Source organism: Psychroflexus montanilacus (genome assembly GCF_020164535.1).
GTDB classification, from domain to species: Bacteria; Bacteroidota; Bacteroidia; order Flavobacteriales; family Flavobacteriaceae; genus Psychroflexus; species Psychroflexus montanilacus.
On sequence record NZ_JAIQZC010000003.1, the window covers coordinates 129,962 to 149,648 of the forward strand.

Below are 19,687 nucleotides of genomic sequence, written 5' to 3' on the forward strand. Positions count from 1 at the left end.
CTTATAGAAACCCTATATTTGCAAAAAATTTCTATAGATATGAGCAAGTTATTAATTGTGGGGACAGTGGCTTTTGATGCGATTGAAACACCATTTGGAAAAACAGATAAAATCCTTGGTGGGGCCGGAACTTACATTGCTTTAAGTGCTTCTCAATTTGACGTTGAATCTGGTGTAGTCTCTGTTGTTGGAGATGATTTCCCACAAGATTATTTGGATTTGCTTTCCGATAGACAAGTAAATTTGGACGGCTTGGAAATCGTAAAAGGGGGTAAAACCTTTTTCTGGAGCGGTCGTTACCATAATGATATGAATTCCAGAGACACACTGGACACTCAGCTTAATGTTCTGGCAGACTTTTCACCAAATGTTCCAGATCATTTCAAGAATTCTGACATTGTCATGCTAGGTAATTTACATCCTGCCGTTCAGCTGAGTGTAATCAATCAGGTCAAAAATCCTAAACTCATTGTTTTGGATACGATGAACTTCTGGATGGATTCTGAGCTGGATCTATTAAAACAAGTGATCTCTAAAGTAGATGTGATTACCATCAACGATGAGGAAGCAAGGCAGCTTTCTGGTGAATATTCGTTAGTCAAAGCGGCCAGAAAAATAAGAGATATGGGACCGGATTATGTGGTCATCAAAAAGGGAGAGCATGGGGCTTTGTTATTTCATAAAGAAGAAATGTTCTTCGCACCAGCATTACCACTAGAAGAGGTTTTTGACCCTACTGGTGCCGGAGACACTTTTGCAGGCGGTTTTGTAGGGTATCTTGCCAGCTCCAGAGATATTTCTTTTGAAAACATGAAAAATGCCGTGATTTATGGATCGAATCTAGCTTCTTTTTGTGTAGAAAAGTTTGGAACAGAAAAAATGCTGGAACTTGATAAGGACGAAGTGGACAAGCGTTTAAAAAGCTTTCAGGCGCTTACTCAATTTGAGATCAATTTAGCTTAACAGTTACTGCCCTGAATTTTTCAGGGCATTTTTATAGACTACAGGAATGAGTGAACTTATTAAACACGAGTGTGGTATTGCCACCTTAAGACTTCTAAAACCGCTTTCTTACTACCAAAAGAAATACGGTAGTGCATTCTACGGCATCAATAAGATGTATTTAATGATGGAGAAGCAGCACAACAGGGGGCAGGATGGCGCTGGTCTGGCTAGTGTCAAGCTAGATGTAGAACCGGGAAACCGCTACATTAGCAGAGTGCGTTCTAATGCGGCGCAACCTATTCAGGATATTTTTGCTCAGGTCAACGAAAGAATAAATACTCAGTTGGAGTCCAACCCTGAGATTCTGGATGATATTGATGCTCAAAAGACCAATCTTCCCTATTTGGGTGAGGTGTTTTTGGGTCACGTGCGTTACGGAACCTTTGGTAAAAACAGCATAGAAAGTGTACATCCCTTTCTAAGACAAAACAACTGGATGCACCGAAACTTAATTGTGGCTGGTAACTTCAATATGACCAACGTCAATGAGTTATTCCAAAATCTGGTAGAGCTAGGTCAGCATCCCAAGGAGAAAGCTGATACGGTGACAGTGATGGAGAAAATAGGCCACTTCCTGGATTCTGAAGTTGGAAAGCTTTATAAAAAGCTAAAAAGCGAAGGTTACAATAAAAAAGAAGCTTCTCCTCATATAGTTGAGCAACTGAAAGTACACAAAATACTAAGAAAATCCTCTAAAGACTGGGATGGTGGTTATGTGATTGCCGGAATGCTGGGTCACGGAGATTCCTTTGTCCTTAGAGATCCTAATGGGATAAGGCCAGCTTATTATTACAAAGATGATGAGGTGGTAGTAGTGGCTTCGGAGCGACCAGTTATTCAAACCGCTTTCAACGTAGATTATGAAGATGTGCATGAATTGATGCCAGGAGAAGCGATTATCACCAAGAAAGATGGTTCTGTACATTTCAAAACCATCTTGAAACCCAGAGAACGCAAAGCCTGTTCCTTTGAGCGTATTTATTTTTCCAGAGGAAGTGATGCTGAAATTTATAAGGAACGCAAAAACTTAGGTCGATTATTGATGCCAGATGTGTTGAAGGCGATTGATTTTGATACGATGAATTCAGTGTTCTCCTACATTCCTAATACAGCTGAAACTTCCTTCTACGGAATGGTGGAAGCTGCTCAGGACGAATTAAATCGACAGAAAAATGAGGCGATCCTGAAAGAAAAGGAAAGTTTGACAGATGAGCGACTTAAGGACATCTTGAACTTGAGGTTGAGAACTGAAAAGATTGCCGTCAAAGATGTGAAGCTTCGTACATTTATTACTGAAGACAGCAGTCGAGACGATTTGGTAGCTCACGTGTACGACGTCACCTATGGCGTTGTGAAACCCACCGATAATTTAGTCGTCATCGATGATAGTATCGTCCGTGGAACCACTTTGAAGAAAAGTATTCTAAAAATGCTGGATCGGTTAAATCCTAAAAAGATCATTATCGTGTCTTCGGCTCCACAAATTCGCTATCCAGACTGTTACGGCATTGATATGGCGAAACTGGAAGATTTTGTGGCGTTTCAGGCAGCGGTTTCATTGTTGAAAGAGCGTGGCATTTATCAGGAAACTGTGGATGCTATTTATGAAAAATGCAAAGACCAGTCAGAATTTGCTTCTCAAGCAGAAGAAAATCATGTCAAAGCCATATATGAGCCTTTTACTTATGAAGAAGTCTCCGATCGCATTGCTCAGCTTCTAAGCGATGAGAGCATCTCTTCAGAAGTCAAAGTCATTTATCAAAATGTAGATAAACTCCATGAAGCCTGTCCGAAAAATTTAGGCGACTGGTATTTTACTGGAGATTATCCAACGCGAGGCGGCAATAAGGTTGTGAACAAAGCGTTTATGAACTTTTATGAAGGAAAGAATGACAGAGCGTATTAATTTAGAACACTTTTGACGCAACCTTTTACTTGTATCTCACATCTCATTACTGTGAAATAATTCTTAAATTTAAAAAGTATAATCCTCACTATCCAATAGTATGCAAGATCATCCAACTCAATCCTCATCAGACGAAATCGACTTAGGTGTTGTTTTCGAAAAAATTAAATTATTTTTTAAATCCATTTTAATTGGAATTGTTCAAGTCTTTCAATTTTTCTGGAAGCATAAGTTTGTCCTTTTGGGGCTTTTGGTCATCGGTTTTGTTTTACAGTATTACATTAAATCTATTTCTGAACCTACCTACACCAATCAGTTTTTAATTCAAACTAATTATAAAAGTACAGAATATCTTTATGATAAAGTAAATTCAATTAACGCTAAAATAGAATCAAAAGACACAGCCGATTTAAAAGTGATTTTTGGCAATGCTTACGCGAGGGTAAAAGAGGTTGAAGTAGAGCCAGTAATAGATGTTTATAGTCTTGTAAATGAATCTACAGAAACTAAAGAAACCTTTGAGCTTTTACTAGATGAATTCGGAGACTTTAGTTTTGTGGAAGATAAAATCAACATCAATGAATATCCTACTCACAAACTCAAGATTCATATAAAAGGGAAACAAGACAATGAAAGTATTGCGAAAAAGCTATATGCTTCCTTCGCAGAAAATCCATTCTACGAAAAAAAGAAGAATTTAACTTTAGAAAATCTGCAGGAACAACTCCTTGAAAATAAGACAATACGTTCACAAATAGATAGCATTATCAAAGAACAAAAAGGGACCTTGGATTTTTCTACAGCAGATAACAACTCTATCAATTTTTCCGGGAGTCAAAATTTACAAGGGCTTTTAAATCTTAAGAGGCTCTCATTGGAAACTGATTTAGAATTGATAGAAAAAATAGCAACCGAAGATGAGGTTTTAAAAATAGTGGATACTACGTTTGGGGTTTATGATGATGAGAAAAATATTTCATACTTAGTTATACCTCAAATATTAATAGGACTTTATTGTTTAGTATTCTTATTAGTTTATCTCAAAAAAAAGATTCTCAATTTCGTTAACTAGTATTTATCCATTATAAATGCATTTTAGTTTAGGATAATGTTATTACAATTTTCCTAAGGAAAATAGTTTGTTTGATTTATTTACATGATGAAATATAAATTTCTCACTTTTTTTTATTCATTTATTTCAACATTTTCAAATTTGATTTCAAGTTTGGTGATTTTCATAGTTTTAGCTAGGGCATTGGATAAATCTATATTTGGCGACTATGTTTTTTATAATTCACTTGCTGCTATTTCTTGTGTTTTGATAGATTTTGGTATCAATCAAAAGCTTTTGCGTGAAGGGAGAATAGATTTACCTAACTTGAATATTCTTTTTTTAAATAATCTCTTCTTCAAAAGCTACGTTTTTTCGTTTGTTTTCATTTTATATTCAATAATTTTAGTTGGAATATTAAACTATGATTTTTATAGTATATTGATTTTTTTGACTGTTGCTTCATTTTCTTTTTTCCAATTATCAACGGTTGTCTATAGAGTTATAAACGATTATAAACTAGATGCAATAGTCACGTTTATCGGATCTTTTATTTTCATAACCTCTTGTTTGGTTATAACGAAATTGACAACAGATATATTTGTTATTTGCACTGTATTGCTCATGGTAAGGCTTTCCTCTTTTTTAGTATCGCTTTTTGTGATTAACAAAAAAGTGAGATTAAGTTTTAAGTATAGACCAATCTTATTTAAAAAATTAATACTTGATACTTTACCCTATTTAACTGATCGAATAGTTTCTGTTTTATATTCTAATGTAGATACATTAATTATAAAATATTTCATTGGCTCAGTAGGTGTTGCTACTTACAATAGTGGCTTAAAGCTTGCATCAGGATCACTAGGAGTCTCGACGATTTTATCAAATATATATATCCCAAAGATAAGTGTGATTAACTATGAAAATAATGTTTCTATAATCGAAGAACGCAAAGTTTTTAAAGAATTATGGATGCTTTTATCAATTTTTGGACTTCTGATTGTTAGTGTATTCACATTTCTGAATACATTCATCTCTAGTTTTTTTTTTAATGATAAATTTCCCGAATTGATTTTCTTGTTGCCTTTTTTTGGACTATTTGTCAACACAAGATTAATGGCTTCTTACTATGGAATTATCTTAACCGCTATTGGTAAACAAAAAGAAAGGGCACGCGCAAATATTATTTCATTTGTAGGTATGGTAGTTTCTGGAATTATTCTAACCTATTACTTAGGTCTTAAAGGAACATTACTTTCATTAATAATAACCACAATTTTACTAATAACTTTTTATATGTTGATACTGAAACGTATTCATTTTAAATTTTTATACACAAAAGGGGCTTTTGTAGTATTCACAATAACACTATTTATAGTATGGACAAAGTTATCATCGTAGGGGCGATAGATAGGCATAATTATGGGGATTTGCTCTTTCCTATCTTAATCACAGAGTATTTAATACAGAAAAAAATAGAGAATGATGAGGCATTCTCAATTGAATATTATGGCAGCGTAAAGTCAGATTTATCTGCTTACGGTGCTGTTGAAACAAGGTCTACAAGAGAACTTTTTGAAACTAAAATTACAAATGATACCGTTATTATAGTAGCTGGTGGTGCTGTTTTATTTGCGACCTGGATCAATATAATTTCATATTTGAAATCTGATCTTTTTTTCAAATTCATAAATGTAGCTAGCAAATTTTTACCAAAAAATACCATGGAAGCTATCTTAGAAAAGGCTTTCGATTTTAAATTGAAAAAGCCTTTTATTATTCCAAAACAGAAGTTTGTTAAAGTTCATCCAAGAATAACCTATAATGCTGTCGGGTCCTCCTTATTATCAACGTTAACAGCATCAGATAAAAAATATATATCTAAACACTTAAATGAGTCAGATTACTTATCAGTAAGAGATCAAAAATCTTTTGACAATTTAAAAGAAATCGGGGTTGAGAAAGAGTTTTTCTTGTCTCCAGATTCTGCTTTAATAATGTCTGATTTTTTCCCTGTTGAAACTCTACAAAAAAAAGTAGAGAAGGAGACAATATATTTAATAGATGAATTAGGCAAAAATTATTTTTGTTTTCAAATTGGTTTAAAATATGCTCAAGAAAACTATGTTTTGATAGCAGAAATTCTGGATAAGATATACTCAAAACATAATGTGCCTACGCTTTTACTTCCAATAGGTAATGCTCCGGGTCATAATAATGATGTAGCTCTCAACAAGATTTTAGAATTAACGACAACAGGTAGCACAAAAATTTTAAGATCAAGCAATGTATATGATATTATGTATGGTATTGCAAAATCAAGAATTTTTGCAGGCACAAGTCTGCATGGAAATATCACAGCAACATCGTACAATGTACAAAGTATAGTTTTAACTTCTAAAATTCCTAAATTGAACTTTTATGTTGAAACTTGGTTGGAAAAGGATGAAATAAATATTGTAGAATTTCAAGATTTGAACACAGTTTTCTCGAATTTAATTTCAAAAACATTTAGAGGTTATAAAAATCTTGATAAAATGAAAAATATGGTTTATGAAAATTATTCAAGATTATTTCAACAGCACTAAAAATGAAATTATCTCTGTCTATTTTTTCAGACCTATTTGATGATTTTAGTTTTCGAAGCAATTACTTACAGGGAAAATTTAAATCGAATCCCATTTCGATTTATACCCTATGTTTTTAAGATATTAAAAAAACTAATAAGGCTCATTGTTTATTTTAAATATGATCTAAATGATTGTGAACAAACCAAATATAAATCTGTTTATCGTAGGTGCTGCCAAAGCAGGAACTACATCGTTATACCATTATCTTTCACAACATAGTCAAGTTTTTTTTCCACTTGTAAAAGAACCTAATTATTATTCAAGAGCAGAAGCGCACAACTCTCAGGCATATGAAAATCCAAGTGAAGGGAAGTTTTACCATAATAAAATCATAAGGAGTGAAAAAGTATATTACTCCCTCTTCAAAAACTCAAAAAAGTTCAAAATTGTAGGAGACGCAAGCCCGTCTTATTTATGGGATCCTTTATCTGCACAAAGAATTTATAAAGATTTTCCAAACGCAAAAATTATAATTTTACTGAGAAACCCAACAGATAGAGCCTATTCCCACTTCTTGATGGATTTAAAAAGTGGTAACCAGAAAGAGCCTGATTTTCAAAAGGCTCTTTATAATGATAAAAAAAGTAAATCTAACACTTGGGGTAGAGCACATCTTTATGAAGATCTAGGTTTATACTATAAACAAGTCAAAAACTATATGACTGTATTTTCAAAAGATCAAATAAAAATTGTCCTTTATGAGGATGTCTTCAAAAACACAAAAAACACATTATCAGACATCTTAACTTTTTTGAATTTAGATATAAAGGAGTTGGATAGTATAGATTTTTCAACTAAACATAACCCTTATTTGAAGCCCAGAAATAAACTTCTAAATCAAATTCTTAAGTTCAAAAATAATTTGGCACCATTAAAACGAATAGCTCCTGATTACATCAAAAAACTTTTGACAGATAAAATCCTTTATGAACATGGTGAAAAACCCAAAATTCCACAAGAATCCTATTTGTATTTAAATGAGGTGTTTAAGGAAGATATTATAAAGCTAGAAAAACTACTAAATATAGATCTTAGCGCATGGAAAGACTAAGCACAGAAGCTCATCAAGCGAAAGATTTTGTGAATGTCATAATTGTAAATTACAATTGTTGGAGATATACAATAGATTGCATTTATAGTCTGCTAAAATCCACGTATGATAATTTTCACATCTATGTTTTAGATAATAATTCTACAGATCATAGTTGCTTCAAAATTAAGGAATGGAGTAAGCTAAATGATATTAGCTTAACTTCTATTCCTGGTAATCCTAATAAGCTGGAAGCCTATTTAAATTTTAATCCAACCCAAATAACATTAATCGAAAATGATGAGAATTGTGGATTTGGTGCAGGTAATAACATGGTTTTGAGAGCTTTATCTAAAATAAGCAGAAATGATTTTGTTTGGTTGCTAAACCCAGACACGGTTGTAGAGCCGAAAGTGATGGAAGACTTATTGAAAATTGCTAAAAGCAACCAGAATGTAATAGTTGGTAACGTAATTCATTTTTATAAAAAGAGAAATGAGGTTATGTATTATGGTGGTTTTAAAGTGAAGAAGTTTATGCATGGCGTAGAAGATGTGAAACTAAAAGATGACATACATAAAATCGACTCCATAGCCGGTGCTTCAATTTTCACAAGTATGACTTCATTTAAAAAACTAGGATTTCTACCAGAAAATTATTTTATGTATTGGGAGGAAACAGATTTTTGCACAATTGCGAAGCAGAAAGGATATATATTTAAAGTAAATTCTAATTCAATAATTTATGACCATGTAGGAGCAAGCTCAAAAAGTAATTTTTTGCGAGAATATTTGTACTTACTGAATGGACTTAGGTTTTATAAAAAGTATTATCCAATGTATATGCCAGCTATTTTGCTTTCTACAGTAGCCAAATACCTTAAAGCTCTGCTTTTTGAAGATGCAACAAAGCAAAAAGCGATATTTTATGCTCATATTGACTTTGGTAAAGTTTTTTTTGGACAAAAAATTAATGTTTTGAAGCGTATAGAAAGGCATAAAAAGAAACATACACATGAATAAATCTATAGTCCTCCAAATATTAAAGTACCTTCCGTTAAAACCTTTATTTCGTCCTTTTTATAGTGGCTGTGGTAGTATCTTGTTTATGCATAAAGTAATTAGTCATCATGAAGACAGGCAAAGGATTGAAATGATGAAGGCAAATGAGATTGATGTTGATTTTCTTGAGAAAATGCTATTGTACTTAAAGAAAAAATATGATATCATTTCGATTGATGAAATGACTCAGGTTCTCAAATTGAAGAAAAAGTTAAAGAAGAAATTCATTGTTATCACTTTTGATGACGGCTATAAAGATAATATCACTTTAGCATACCCTATATTCAAAAAATTACAAATACCTTTAACTATATACATAACGAATTGCTTTCCTAATAAAACAGCAAATCTTTGGTGGTACATGCTAGAAGATATCTTATTAGAAAAAAGTAAAATAAGACTTACTTATAAGAATAAGCACCACCAATTTATATGTGAAAATCAAAATCAAAAAAACAAAAGCTTTGAAAAAATACGTGGTATTATCATAAACGCCAATGCTCAGGAACAGAAATTAATTTTAGACCAGTTGCAGGATAATTACAATAAAGATTTGACTAGCTACATCAATAAGGAAGCCCTATCATGGGAAGAAATAGAAAAAATTTCTAAAGATCCTCTAGTAACAATCGGTTGTCACACAAAGAATCATTTATCCTTAAATACACTATCAAAAAAAGAACAGATTAAAGAAATTTTGGATTCAAAAATAGAGATCGATAAGAGAACAAATAAAGACACAAACCATTTTGCTTATCCATTTGGAACCTCAAACGAGATTAACAAAAATGAAGTTGAAAACTTAAAGTCAACACTTAGTTTTACATCAGGAACAACAACGAGAACAGGTAATATTTTTGAAGAACACGCAAATCATATGTATGCTTTGCCAAGAATTCAAGTTTTGGGAACTCAAGCAGACCTATCGGTTTTAGAATTGTATATTTGTGGTTTAATTCCTGCGTTGAAAAATAAATTTAGAAAAACAGTCACTTTGTAATTTTTTCGAATGAGATTAACGCCAAACTTTTTTATTGTTGGTACACCAAAGTCCGGGACAACCTCTCTTTTTTACTACCTACAAGAGCATCCGGAAGTTTTTTTGCCAAAGATAAAAGAGCCTCACTTCTTCTCTTACCCTGAAGTTGAAAACACATATTATAAAGTTAAAATAGTAAAGTCTAAGAATGAATATTTTGACCTTTTTGAATCTAAAAAAGATTATAAGGCTGTGGGAGATCTTAGTACTTCCTATTTGTTTAACAGTAAATCAGCTGAACGAATATATCATTTTAACCCAAATTCGAAAATTATAATGGTCTTAAGAAATCCTGTAGAAAGGGCTTTGTCCCATTACCTTATGGATATTAATTTAGGTTATATTAAAGTACCGCTTCAGGAGGTCATAAATAATAAAGAAAAATATAAACAACATTATAATGAATATATAGAGCCCGGATTTTATGATCAACAGATTATAAGCTATAAAAATTATTTTAACGACGATCAAATCCTTATAATTTTAAGTGATAATTTATTTAAGAATACATCAAAATCACTGAATAAAATATTTGATTTTCTTGAGGTTTCAAAAAATAATTCAGAAAGCAAAAAAGAGGTTCATAATCAGTACAGTGAGCCAAGATATAAAGTTTTTAATATTATTGCCAGGTCAAATAATCTTAAAAGTCTAATACCTTCTCATTTAAAGTCGAAGCTTAAACACATATTTTATAAGAAGAATGCTGAAAAACCAAATCTAAAGCAAGAAGCTATATTACTAAAGGAGTTGTATAATAATTCAATTGCTAACACTGAGGTAATTATAAACCAAGATTTATCTAATTGGAAATGAGAATAATACTTAAAGTTTAATATGTGAAAGTTTTAATGATAGGTAGGGCAACGTTGTTCTCTCATCCAGGTGGGGATACTGTACAACTTTCTAAAACAGCTGAATATCTTAACGACACTAAAGAAGTTGAAGTTGATGTAGCCACTGTTGAGGATGATGTAAACTTTACCTCTTTTGATTTGATTCATCTTTTCAATATTTGCCGTCCTGCTGATTTATTAGGTGTAATTAAAAAAGCCAAAAAGAAATACGTTGTATCAACAATATTTGTAGATTATTCAGAAGCTGAAAAAAATCATTTTATCGCTTCAAGAAGATTTTTAAGTAAAATTTTAAGCTTTAACCAACTTGAATATTTAAAATCTTTAGCTAGAATCGTAAAAGGTCAAGATAAACTTACTCACATTAGTTATGTTTTCAAAGGGCACAAGACTTCTATTCAAAAAATAATTAAAAACGCTGAAATACTCCTTCCAAATTCTAAAAGTGAATATGATAGACTTTTTGAAGCATACGGTGTTGAGCAGGATTTCAAAGTTATTCCAAATGCTATTGATTTAAATATATTTTCATCTCAAAAATCAACCAGTCACAAGTTTGATAAATTTGACAATGCTGTAATTACTGTTGGTCAAATTACACCTGTTAAAAATCAGCTGAACATAATTAAAGCATTAAAAGGAACCAAATTTAATGTATTTATTATAGGATCTCCCTCCTTCAATGCAATCGATTATTTTGAAAAGTGCAAAGAAGAAGCATCAAGTAACATTAAATTTATATCTCATCTAAAACAGGACGAACTTGCTGAAGTTTATAAAAGAGCAAAAACTCATGTGTTGGCTAGTTGGTTTGAAACAACAGGACTTGTTTCATTGGAAGCTGCTTATTCAGGCTGTAATATTGTGATTTCAAACAGAGGTGATCAACCAGAGTATTTCCAAAATAATGCGTTTTATTGCAACCCTTCAAATGTTCGTTCCATAAGAGACGCTGTTGAAAAAGCATATAAATCAAAATTTAATGAAAATTTTAAATTAGAAATAGAAGAAAAATACAATTGGAACCAAACCGCTAAACTAACATTATCTGCTTATAAAAGAGCTTTAAAGCATGGTTAAGAAAGTTAATATATATAAGTTCTCTTTAGCGTTAATGCTGTTTTTACCATTAGCCATTTCATCTTCTGAATTAAATTTGGTTTTATGTTTACTATTCACTCCAATAATACTTTTAGATCTAGAGTTTAAGTATTCTAAAAGAGTACAGAATGTTATTTTAAGCTTGCTTTCAATTTTTTTTGTAGGGGTCTTTGTTGGTGTTTTAAATCAAAATTCATCTTATGAATACATAAAAGACATTTTAGTATTTATCAAGCCTCTTATGTTTTTCACCATTGGATATTACTTGTTGAAGAAGTGTAAAGATCAATATTACTTATTTAAGGTAATTATTTTTATTGCAATCATTTTTTCGTTTATACATTTTTATAACATCCTGATTTATTTTATAAGTAATAACTCATTTCAGATTAATTTGATAAGGAATTTTGCAGGGAGAGGTAATTACTTAGAACTTTTAGCTATTGCTATAATTCTTACTAATAGAAATAGTGGTTTCCCTCTTCTAAAGAATAAGAAAATAGCTTATTCGATTTTAGCTTTATTGTTAATATCATCTTTCTTTTATTTTTCAAGAACTTTTCTGATCGGCTTTTTTTTAATTTTTTTTTCAATCAAAGGATATTTTATTTTAAGTATCAAAAAAATCAGATATTTAATTTTAACGATAGTAGTTTCTATAACATCTTATTTTGTGATTAATTCTCTTGATTTAGATAGGGAAGCATCTGGATTAGAGGGTTTTTTATATAAATTAAAGATAGCTCCAGCAGAAGTTTTCTCTGCAGATATTGATAAAAATAGTGATTTTAAAGACCTATGGGACAAATGGAGATCTTATGAAGCAATAAAAGCCCTGGAGCAAGTTAACAATACACCTCTAAAAAATGGGGTATTTGTGGGAAAAGGCTTTGGAGCACTGGTCAATTTAGAGTTTGAAGTTAAGCTGGCGGGTGAAGAAATACAATATTTACCTATTATTCATAATGGGTATGCTTTAATAATTTTTAAAACGGGTGTTTTGGGGTTGTTATTATACTTATCACTTTTGATTTACTTGTACTTTTTTTCATACAGGAAAAACTCAAATACAAAAGAATTGTATATTAATAATTTTATTTCATCTATTGCTGTATTCTACTTGTTCACATCGCTTATCGTCTCAGGTTTATATAATAAAACAGACGTTTATATGTTAGTTTTAGGTGGTTTATTTTATTTAAAACATTTTCAAAATAAAACTTATGAAGATAGGAATATTAGGAACTAGAGGAATTCCAAACTTTCACGGTGGATTTGAACAGTTTGCAGAATTTTTCTCTGTTTTTCTTCATGATAATGGCCATGAGGTGTATGTGTACAATTCAAGTATACATCCATATCAAAAAAAACAATTTAACGGTGTTAATATTATTCATTGTTACGATCCTGAAAATAAAATTGGTACAGCAGGACAGTTTATATATGATTTTAATTGCATCATAGATTCAAGAAAAAGAAATTTTGACATTATTCTCCAATTAGGATACACTAGTAGTTCTATTTGGCATAGATTCTTACCTAAGAATAGCGTCGTTGTAACCAACATGGATGGTTTAGAGTGGAAGCGCTCTAAATACTCTAAAAAAGTTCAGAAATTTTTAAAATATTCTGAAAAACTTGCAATCCGTTCAAGCGATTTCCTTGTTTCCGATTCTGTAGGAATTCAAAATTACCTCCTATCCGCTTACAATAAAAATTCAAAATTTATAGCTTATGGAGCTGAAGTAATTACAAACTATAATCAAGAAATTTTAGAACTTTATAAGCTAGTCCCTTATGCTTATAACATGTTAATCGCCCGATTGGAGCCGGAAAATAATATTGAGACCATTTTGGATGGTGTGGTTTTATCTAAGACTAACTCAGATTTCTTAGTCATCGGAAAATATGATACGTCAAGTTTTGGTCAGTATATTTATAAAAAATTTAATTCTCACAAACATATTAGATTTCTTGGAGGTATTTATAATCAAGAACATTTAAACAATTTGAGGTACTACTCAAATCTTTATTTTCATGGGCATAGCGTTGGTGGAACCAATCCATCTTTATTAGAGGCCATGGCTACTCATAGTTTGATTATTGCAAATTCAAATGTATTTAATAAGTCCATTCTCATGGAAAATGCTTTTTATTTTGACGATAAAAATGATATCGCAAAGTTTTGCAACACGTTGCAAAAAAGTGAACACAGTGATATTCTACTTAATAATATAAATTCTATACAATCGAACTTTAATTGGGATAAAATCAATAATGAATACCTGAATTTTTTTTACGAATGTCTAAATGAAAAATAACTTTTTAACCAAAACTGAGGTTGTTCTTCTGTCGCTTGTATTTTGCTCACTGATGCTAAAGCATTCGCTGTCTAGCATTTTTATGGGAGTTTTTGTGTGCTATTCAGTTTTTACCTCTATAAAAAAAAAGAGAGGATTTAATATTGATAAAAATTTTTATGCACCACTACTCCTGTATGTATTTTTTATCATGAGTATAGTGTGGTCCCATGATGTGGAATTGACTTTAAAGGGGTTGAGCCGGACCTTAATTCTTGCTGTTTTGCCTCTGTCTTTAAGTTTCAATGTGATTTTAAAAAAAGCTCAAATAAATAAAGTTTTCACCATTTTCTCACTTGTGAATTGCTCATTTGGCTTACTCTTTTTAATCGATTCTTTCATTAGCTATCAAAAACATCATGATAATAGTACATTTTTCTATCACGATTTTGTGAGTTTGTTAGACTTGAATGCTATTTATGTATCTTCCTTTTTCTATATAAGTATTGTTTTTTTGTTATTTAAACATAAAAAGATATGGATTGACTATATATGTCTTTTTGTTTTGTTTGTTTTTATTTTATTCCTTTCATCCAAGATCATGGTAATCATTAGTATTTTGACCTTGTTTGTTTTTTTATTTCTGTACAAAAGAAAACAGTCAATTTTATTTTTAGTGCTTACTGTGATTGCTGTACTTTTTTATTTTGGTTTTAGTAAATTGGAAACAAGATTTTCTTCTGAATTTGAAACAAATTTTAGTGAAGTCATTTACAAAGAAAAATTTACCAAAGTTTACCCATGGACAGGCACCTCCATTCGCTTATTACAATTAAGAATTCTAAAAGAACAGCTTTCAGAAAATGACATTTTTTTAGGTGGCTTTGGACTATTTGCATCTAGAGAGAGCATGAAAAAAAATCATGAGCGATTAAATACTTACTATGGGTTTCATGAATATAATTACCATAACACGTATGCCCAAATGCTATCCGAGTTAGGATTTATTGGTTTAATTCTTCTTCTCATTAATTTAATGTGTTTAATTAAGATGGGCTTCGCTAAAAGTCAAACTTGGCTCATTTTTGTGTCTTTTATGTTTTCGATTTGGTTTTTCACTGAATCAGTTTTATGGGTTCAAAGAGGATTATTCATTTTTATTTTGATCTATTGTGTACTTGTAAAATCTGAAAAAGAACCTAATATTAGTGGTTAAAAAAGTCAAAATTAAAAACCGAAAACTATAAATTCGTAAATTATAAAAAAGTAAATCCCACCTTATGAAAATAGCAGTCATCGGAACAGGCTATGTCGGCCTGGTTACAGGAACCTGTTTAGCAGAAAACGGAAACGAAGTTCTTTGTGTCGATATCGATAAAAACAAAGTGGACCAGATGAAAGCAGGTGTTGTGCCTATTTATGAGCCTCACCTGGATGTCTTATTTGAGAGAAATATTGAAGCTGGGAGGCTTAATTTCACTACCGACTTAAAAGAAGGTCTGGACTTTGGAGAAGTGATTTTTCTGGCTTTACCCACCCCAGAAGATGAAGATGGCTCCGCAGACTTGAAATACGTCCTAGGCGTAGCTAAAGAAATTGGAGCATACATCACTTCTTATAAGGTGATAGTTGATAAAAGTACGGTACCGGTTGGAACAGCAGACCTTGTCCATGATACTATTGCCAAGGATTGTAAAACTGATTTTGATGTGGTTTCCAACCCTGAATTCCTTAGAGAGGGTTTTGCAGTGGACGATTTCTTAAAGCCGGAACGTATTGTGATTGGCTCGAGTAGTCAAAGAGCGACTGAGGTCATGAAGCGTTTGTATCAGCCATTCGTTAGATCTGGTAATCCTATCATCATCATGGATGAAAAGTCAGCTGAACTGACCAAGTATGCCTCCAATTCCTTCCTTGCGACGAAAATCACCTTTATGAATGAAATCGCCAATTACTGTCAGAAAGTAGGTGCAGATGTGGATAAAGTCAGAATAGGGATGGGAACGGATTCTAGAATCGGAAAGCGTTTCCTTTTTCCCGGCATAGGCTATGGCGGCTCTTGTTTCCCTAAAGATGTCAAGGCACTGCATAAGTCAGGAAAAGACATTAACTATGACTTCAAAATTTTAGAGGCAGTCGTTGATGTCAATGAAAAGCAAAAAACGATTCTTTATCCGGAAATCTTATCATTTTTTGATGGTGACCTAAAAGATAAAACCATCGCCATTTGGGGACTGGCATTTAAGCCGGAAACCGATGACATTCGTGAAGCTCCAGCCTTGTATATGATTGATAAATTGCTGGAAGCAGGAGCAAAAGTGAAAGCCTTTGATCCTGAAGCTATGGATAATGTAGAGCAGAAGTATGGCAGTAAAGTAGGTTTTGGAAAAGATATGTATGAGGTGACAGAAGGCGCAGATGCCTTATTGATTTGTACAGAATGGAGTATTTTTAGAACACCAGACTACAAGCGCTTAAAATCAAACATAAAGCAGCCTGTCATTTTTGACGGTCGAAATTTATATCCAACGGTTGAGCTAGCTAAAGAAGGAATACACTATATTTCCATAGGAAGACAAAAAGCATAACTTATGAAAAATGTATTAATTACTGGTGCTGCTGGGTTTTTAGGCTCTCATCTTTGTGATAAATTTATAGATGAAGGTTTCAAAGTCATCGGCATGGATAACCTCATTACAGGGGACCTTAAGAATATTGAGCATCTTTTTAAGTTGAATGCCTTCGAGTTTTACCACCACGACGTTAGTAAGTTTGTGCACGTCCCAGATGATTTAGATTATATCCTTCATTTTGCTTCACCCGCAAGCCCTATTGATTATTTAAAAATACCGATTCAAACCCTCAAAGTGGGATCTTTAGGGACACATAATTTACTAGGTTTAGCAAAAGCTAAAGGTGCCAGGCTTTTGATTGCTTCCACAAGTGAAGTTTATGGAGATCCATTAGTTCACCCTCAGACAGAAGAATACTATGGGAACGTCAACACCATTGGCCCTAGAGGAGTTTACGACGAGGCCAAACGCTTCCAGGAATCCATGACCATGGCCTACCATCGGTTTCATGGATTGGAGACTAGAATTGTAAGGATTTTCAATACTTACGGTCCCAGAATGCGTTTAAATGACGGTCGGGTGATTCCGGCTTTTATTGGTCAAGCCTTAAGAGGGGAGGATTTAACCGTTTTCGGAGACGGATCGCAAACCCGTTCCTTTTGTTTTGTTGATGATCAGGTGGAAGGTATTTTCAAACTCCTGATGAGCGATTACGCGGAACCAGTAAATATTGGGAATCCGTATGAAATTTCAATTCTAGACTTTGCTGAAGAAATTATTAAATTGACAGGAACCGATCAAAAAATTATTTATAAACCCTTGCCAAAAGATGACCCCATGCAGAGACAACCCGATATCTCTAAAGCCAAATCAATTTTAGGCTGGGAACCTAAAGTGGATAGAGAACAAGGCATGAAGTTAACCTATGATTATTTTAAGTCACTCACAAAAGAAGAGCTCCAGCGAAGTGAGCATAAGGACTTTTCGGATCACAACAGGAAATAATCAATGGCAAATACGGGGAGATATTCAAGCTATATAAGACCTGCATCGTATGTAGTTGACCTTGCAATTCTTATCTTTTTTGCTTTTCAATTTAGTTTTGATCCTTTACTCATTTTCACCTTCATAAGTTACATCATTATAACCTGGATTTTGTTGTCACTAAAATCTGGGTTTTATGAGATATACAGGTATACTAAAATCACTAAAATTATATCCTTAACAATTTTACAAGCTATTATTTTCACATTAATAGTTTTCGCTTTTTTTGGATATTACTACGAATACGGGAGAGCTTCATCGAGAATATTTTTATACCTGGGAAAATCTTTTGGACTTATCTTTTTTATTAAACTATCAGTTTACTATCTGTTAAAACGTTACAGAAAAGATCTTGGAGGTAATTATAGAATAACTATCATTATTGGAGATTCAACAAAAACAAGGCAACTTTATCAATTTTTTGAAAGCACTCCAGAATATGGATACAAGTGTCTTAAAGTATTCGACCTAAATAATGGAAGCGCTGACCTTGACTCTGTATTTGACTACATCAATTCGAATAAAGTGGATGAAATCTATTGTTCCATGTCGGAGATTGACAATGATCATCTTAATTCTATTATAAGTTTTGCTGACAATAATTTGAAAGTACTTAAGTTTTTGCCCGACAATAAAGATGTGTATTCCAGAAAGCTGAACTATGAATATTATGGCTTTTTACCTATACTTTCCTTGAGAAAAATACCTTTTGATGATCCATTAAATAAATTTTTCAAACGAGCATTTGATATTTTAATAAGCTTATTTGTACTCGTTTTTATTTTATCATGGCTTACACCACTACTGGCAATCTGTATTAAAATCGAAAGTAAAGGTGCTGTGTTTTTTAAACAAAAACGAAACGGATTGGATTACAACGAGTTTTACTGCTATAAGTTTCGTTCAATGAAACCCAACCCTGAAGCAGACCTTCATCAGGTGAGTAAAAATGATAAACGCATTACCAAAATAGGTCGCTTATTGAGGAAAACAAGCTTAGATGAGCTCCCTCAGTTTTATAACGTTCTGCTTGGGGATATGAGTGTTGTGGGACCAAGACCTCACATGGTAAGTCATACTCACATGTATGCAGAAAATGTAGATAAATTTATGGTACGCCATTTTATCAAGCCTGGTATTACAGGATTAGCACAAGTTAGTGGATACAGAGGAGAAGTGGAAACCGATCAGGATATTATTAATAGAGTGAAGTATGATATTTTTTATTTAGAAAACTGGTCTTTACTCTTAGATGCAAAAATTGTGTTCCTTACTGTCGTAAATGCAATAAGGGGAGATAAAAAAGCATATTGATGTCCGATTTAGTGTCTATAATAACTCCGGTTTATAACGCCGAAAAGTTTATTGAGCAAACAATAGCATCAGTAAGAGATCAAACCTACATCAATTGGGAACACATTCTTGTAGATGATTGTTCTTCAGATAAATCTTCAGAAATAATCCAAAACCTGTCTAAAGAGGATAGTAGGGTTAAATATGTGAAGCTAACAGAAAATTCTGGTCCGGCGGTGGCCAGGAATACGGCCATTACTTTAGCCAAGGGGCGCTATTTGGCTTTTTTGGATGCAGACGACATATGGTTTGACTTTCATCTAGAGGATTCATTGAACTTTATGAATGTCAACGGATATGACTTTGTATTCGCTTCTTACAAACGATCTAATGAAAATCTGGAATTTATTTATTCAGATTTTGAAGTTCCAGACAAAGTTTCTTACACAGACATCTTGAAATCAAACTCTATAAGTTGTCTTACTGCTATTGTAGATACTTCGATACTCGGTAAAAAAACCATGCCTCTTATCCGTAAACGGCAGGACATGGGCCTCTGGTTAAAATATTTAAAAGAGACCAAATATGCTTATGGAATAAAAAAGCCGCATGCCATTTATAGAATAAGAGAGAATTCGCTTTCAAGGAATAAATTTAGCCTTATAAAGTATCAATGGCAGTTCTACAAAGAAGTAGAAAAGTTATCGACTTTAAAATCCTTTTATTTTCTGGTGATGTGGACTTATTTAGGGTACAAAAAATACAAGAAATAATTTTCTTAAGTCTTTCTTAATTTT

At 32.4% G+C, this 19,687-nt stretch carries 17 protein-coding genes; all 17 read left to right on the forward strand.

The window, feature by feature from the left end:
- The first annotated feature begins 39 nt into the window (after positions 1-39).
- Positions 40-963, forward strand: coding sequence for a PfkB family carbohydrate kinase (locus tag LB454_RS09570; protein ID WP_224464446.1), 924 nt, complete (start codon positions 40-42; stop codon positions 961-963).
- A gap of 46 nt (positions 964-1,009) precedes the next feature.
- Positions 1,010-2,911, forward strand: a complete 1,902-nt coding sequence (locus tag LB454_RS09575) for an amidophosphoribosyltransferase (RefSeq protein WP_224464447.1) — start codon at positions 1,010-1,012, stop codon at positions 2,909-2,911.
- A 100-nt stretch (positions 2,912-3,011) separates the two neighbouring features.
- Positions 3,012-3,983, forward strand: a complete 972-nt coding sequence (locus LB454_RS09580) for a GumC domain-containing protein (RefSeq protein WP_224464448.1) — start codon at positions 3,012-3,014, stop codon at positions 3,981-3,983.
- An 84-nt stretch (positions 3,984-4,067) separates the two neighbouring features.
- The gene (locus LB454_RS09585) at positions 4,068-5,363 is read left to right on the forward strand and encodes an oligosaccharide flippase family protein (protein WP_224464449.1); all 1,296 of its coding nucleotides are present in this window, start codon (positions 4,068-4,070) and stop codon (positions 5,361-5,363) included.
- Entirely contained in the window at positions 5,342-6,550 is a 1,209-nt protein-coding gene (locus LB454_RS09590) for a polysaccharide pyruvyl transferase family protein (RefSeq protein WP_224464450.1), read from the forward strand. The genes LB454_RS09585 and LB454_RS09590 overlap by 22 nt, the downstream gene beginning before the upstream one ends.
- Before the next feature lie 169 nt (positions 6,551-6,719).
- Positions 6,720-7,643 (forward strand): sulfotransferase family protein, encoded by a 924-nt coding sequence (locus tag LB454_RS09595; protein ID WP_224464451.1) that lies wholly within the window; start codon positions 6,720-6,722, stop codon positions 7,641-7,643.
- A complete protein-coding gene (locus LB454_RS09600; protein ID WP_224464452.1) occupies positions 7,631-8,644 on the forward strand; it encodes a glycosyltransferase family 2 protein in 1,014 nt (337 codons plus the stop codon). The genes LB454_RS09595 and LB454_RS09600 overlap by 13 nt, the downstream gene beginning before the upstream one ends.
- Complete coding sequence (locus LB454_RS09605) at positions 8,637-9,683, forward strand: polysaccharide deacetylase family protein (protein ID WP_224464453.1); 1,047 nt, start codon at positions 8,637-8,639, stop codon at positions 9,681-9,683. The genes LB454_RS09600 and LB454_RS09605 overlap by 8 nt, the downstream gene beginning before the upstream one ends.
- Before the next feature lie 9 nt (positions 9,684-9,692).
- The gene (locus tag LB454_RS09610; RefSeq protein WP_224464454.1) at positions 9,693-10,538 is read left to right on the forward strand and encodes a sulfotransferase family protein; all 846 of its coding nucleotides are present in this window, start codon (positions 9,693-9,695) and stop codon (positions 10,536-10,538) included.
- Between the two features lie 23 nt (positions 10,539-10,561).
- Positions 10,562-11,659, forward strand: a complete 1,098-nt coding sequence (locus LB454_RS09615; protein ID WP_224464455.1) for a glycosyltransferase family 4 protein — start codon at positions 10,562-10,564, stop codon at positions 11,657-11,659.
- Positions 11,652-12,929 (forward strand): O-antigen ligase family protein, encoded by a 1,278-nt coding sequence (locus tag LB454_RS09620; protein ID WP_224464456.1) that lies wholly within the window; start codon positions 11,652-11,654, stop codon positions 12,927-12,929. The genes LB454_RS09615 and LB454_RS09620 overlap by 8 nt, the downstream gene beginning before the upstream one ends.
- A complete protein-coding gene (locus LB454_RS09625; RefSeq protein WP_224464457.1) occupies positions 12,904-14,001 on the forward strand; it encodes a DUF1972 domain-containing protein in 1,098 nt (365 codons plus the stop codon). The genes LB454_RS09620 and LB454_RS09625 overlap by 26 nt, the downstream gene beginning before the upstream one ends.
- Positions 13,991-15,196: an O-antigen ligase family protein gene (locus LB454_RS09630; protein WP_224464458.1), complete on the forward strand. Its 1,206-nt coding sequence runs from the start codon at positions 13,991-13,993 to the stop codon at positions 15,194-15,196. Before LB454_RS09625 ends, LB454_RS09630 begins: the two co-directional genes overlap by 11 nt.
- A 64-nt stretch (positions 15,197-15,260) precedes the next feature.
- On the forward strand, positions 15,261-16,568 hold the full coding sequence (locus LB454_RS09635; protein WP_224464459.1) for a UDP-glucose dehydrogenase family protein: 1,308 nt from the start codon (positions 15,261-15,263) through the stop codon (positions 16,566-16,568).
- A gap of 3 nt (positions 16,569-16,571) precedes the next feature.
- Positions 16,572-17,558, forward strand: coding sequence for a UDP-glucuronic acid decarboxylase family protein (locus tag LB454_RS09640; protein WP_224464460.1), 987 nt, complete (start codon positions 16,572-16,574; stop codon positions 17,556-17,558).
- 3 nt (positions 17,559-17,561) lie between these two features.
- On the forward strand, positions 17,562-18,911 hold the full coding sequence (locus LB454_RS09645; RefSeq protein WP_224464461.1) for an undecaprenyl-phosphate glucose phosphotransferase: 1,350 nt from the start codon (positions 17,562-17,564) through the stop codon (positions 18,909-18,911).
- Positions 18,911-19,663: a glycosyltransferase family 2 protein gene (locus LB454_RS09650; RefSeq protein WP_224464462.1), complete on the forward strand. Its 753-nt coding sequence runs from the start codon at positions 18,911-18,913 to the stop codon at positions 19,661-19,663. The genes LB454_RS09645 and LB454_RS09650 overlap by 1 nt, the downstream gene beginning before the upstream one ends.
- Positions 19,664-19,687 lie beyond the last annotated feature (24 nt).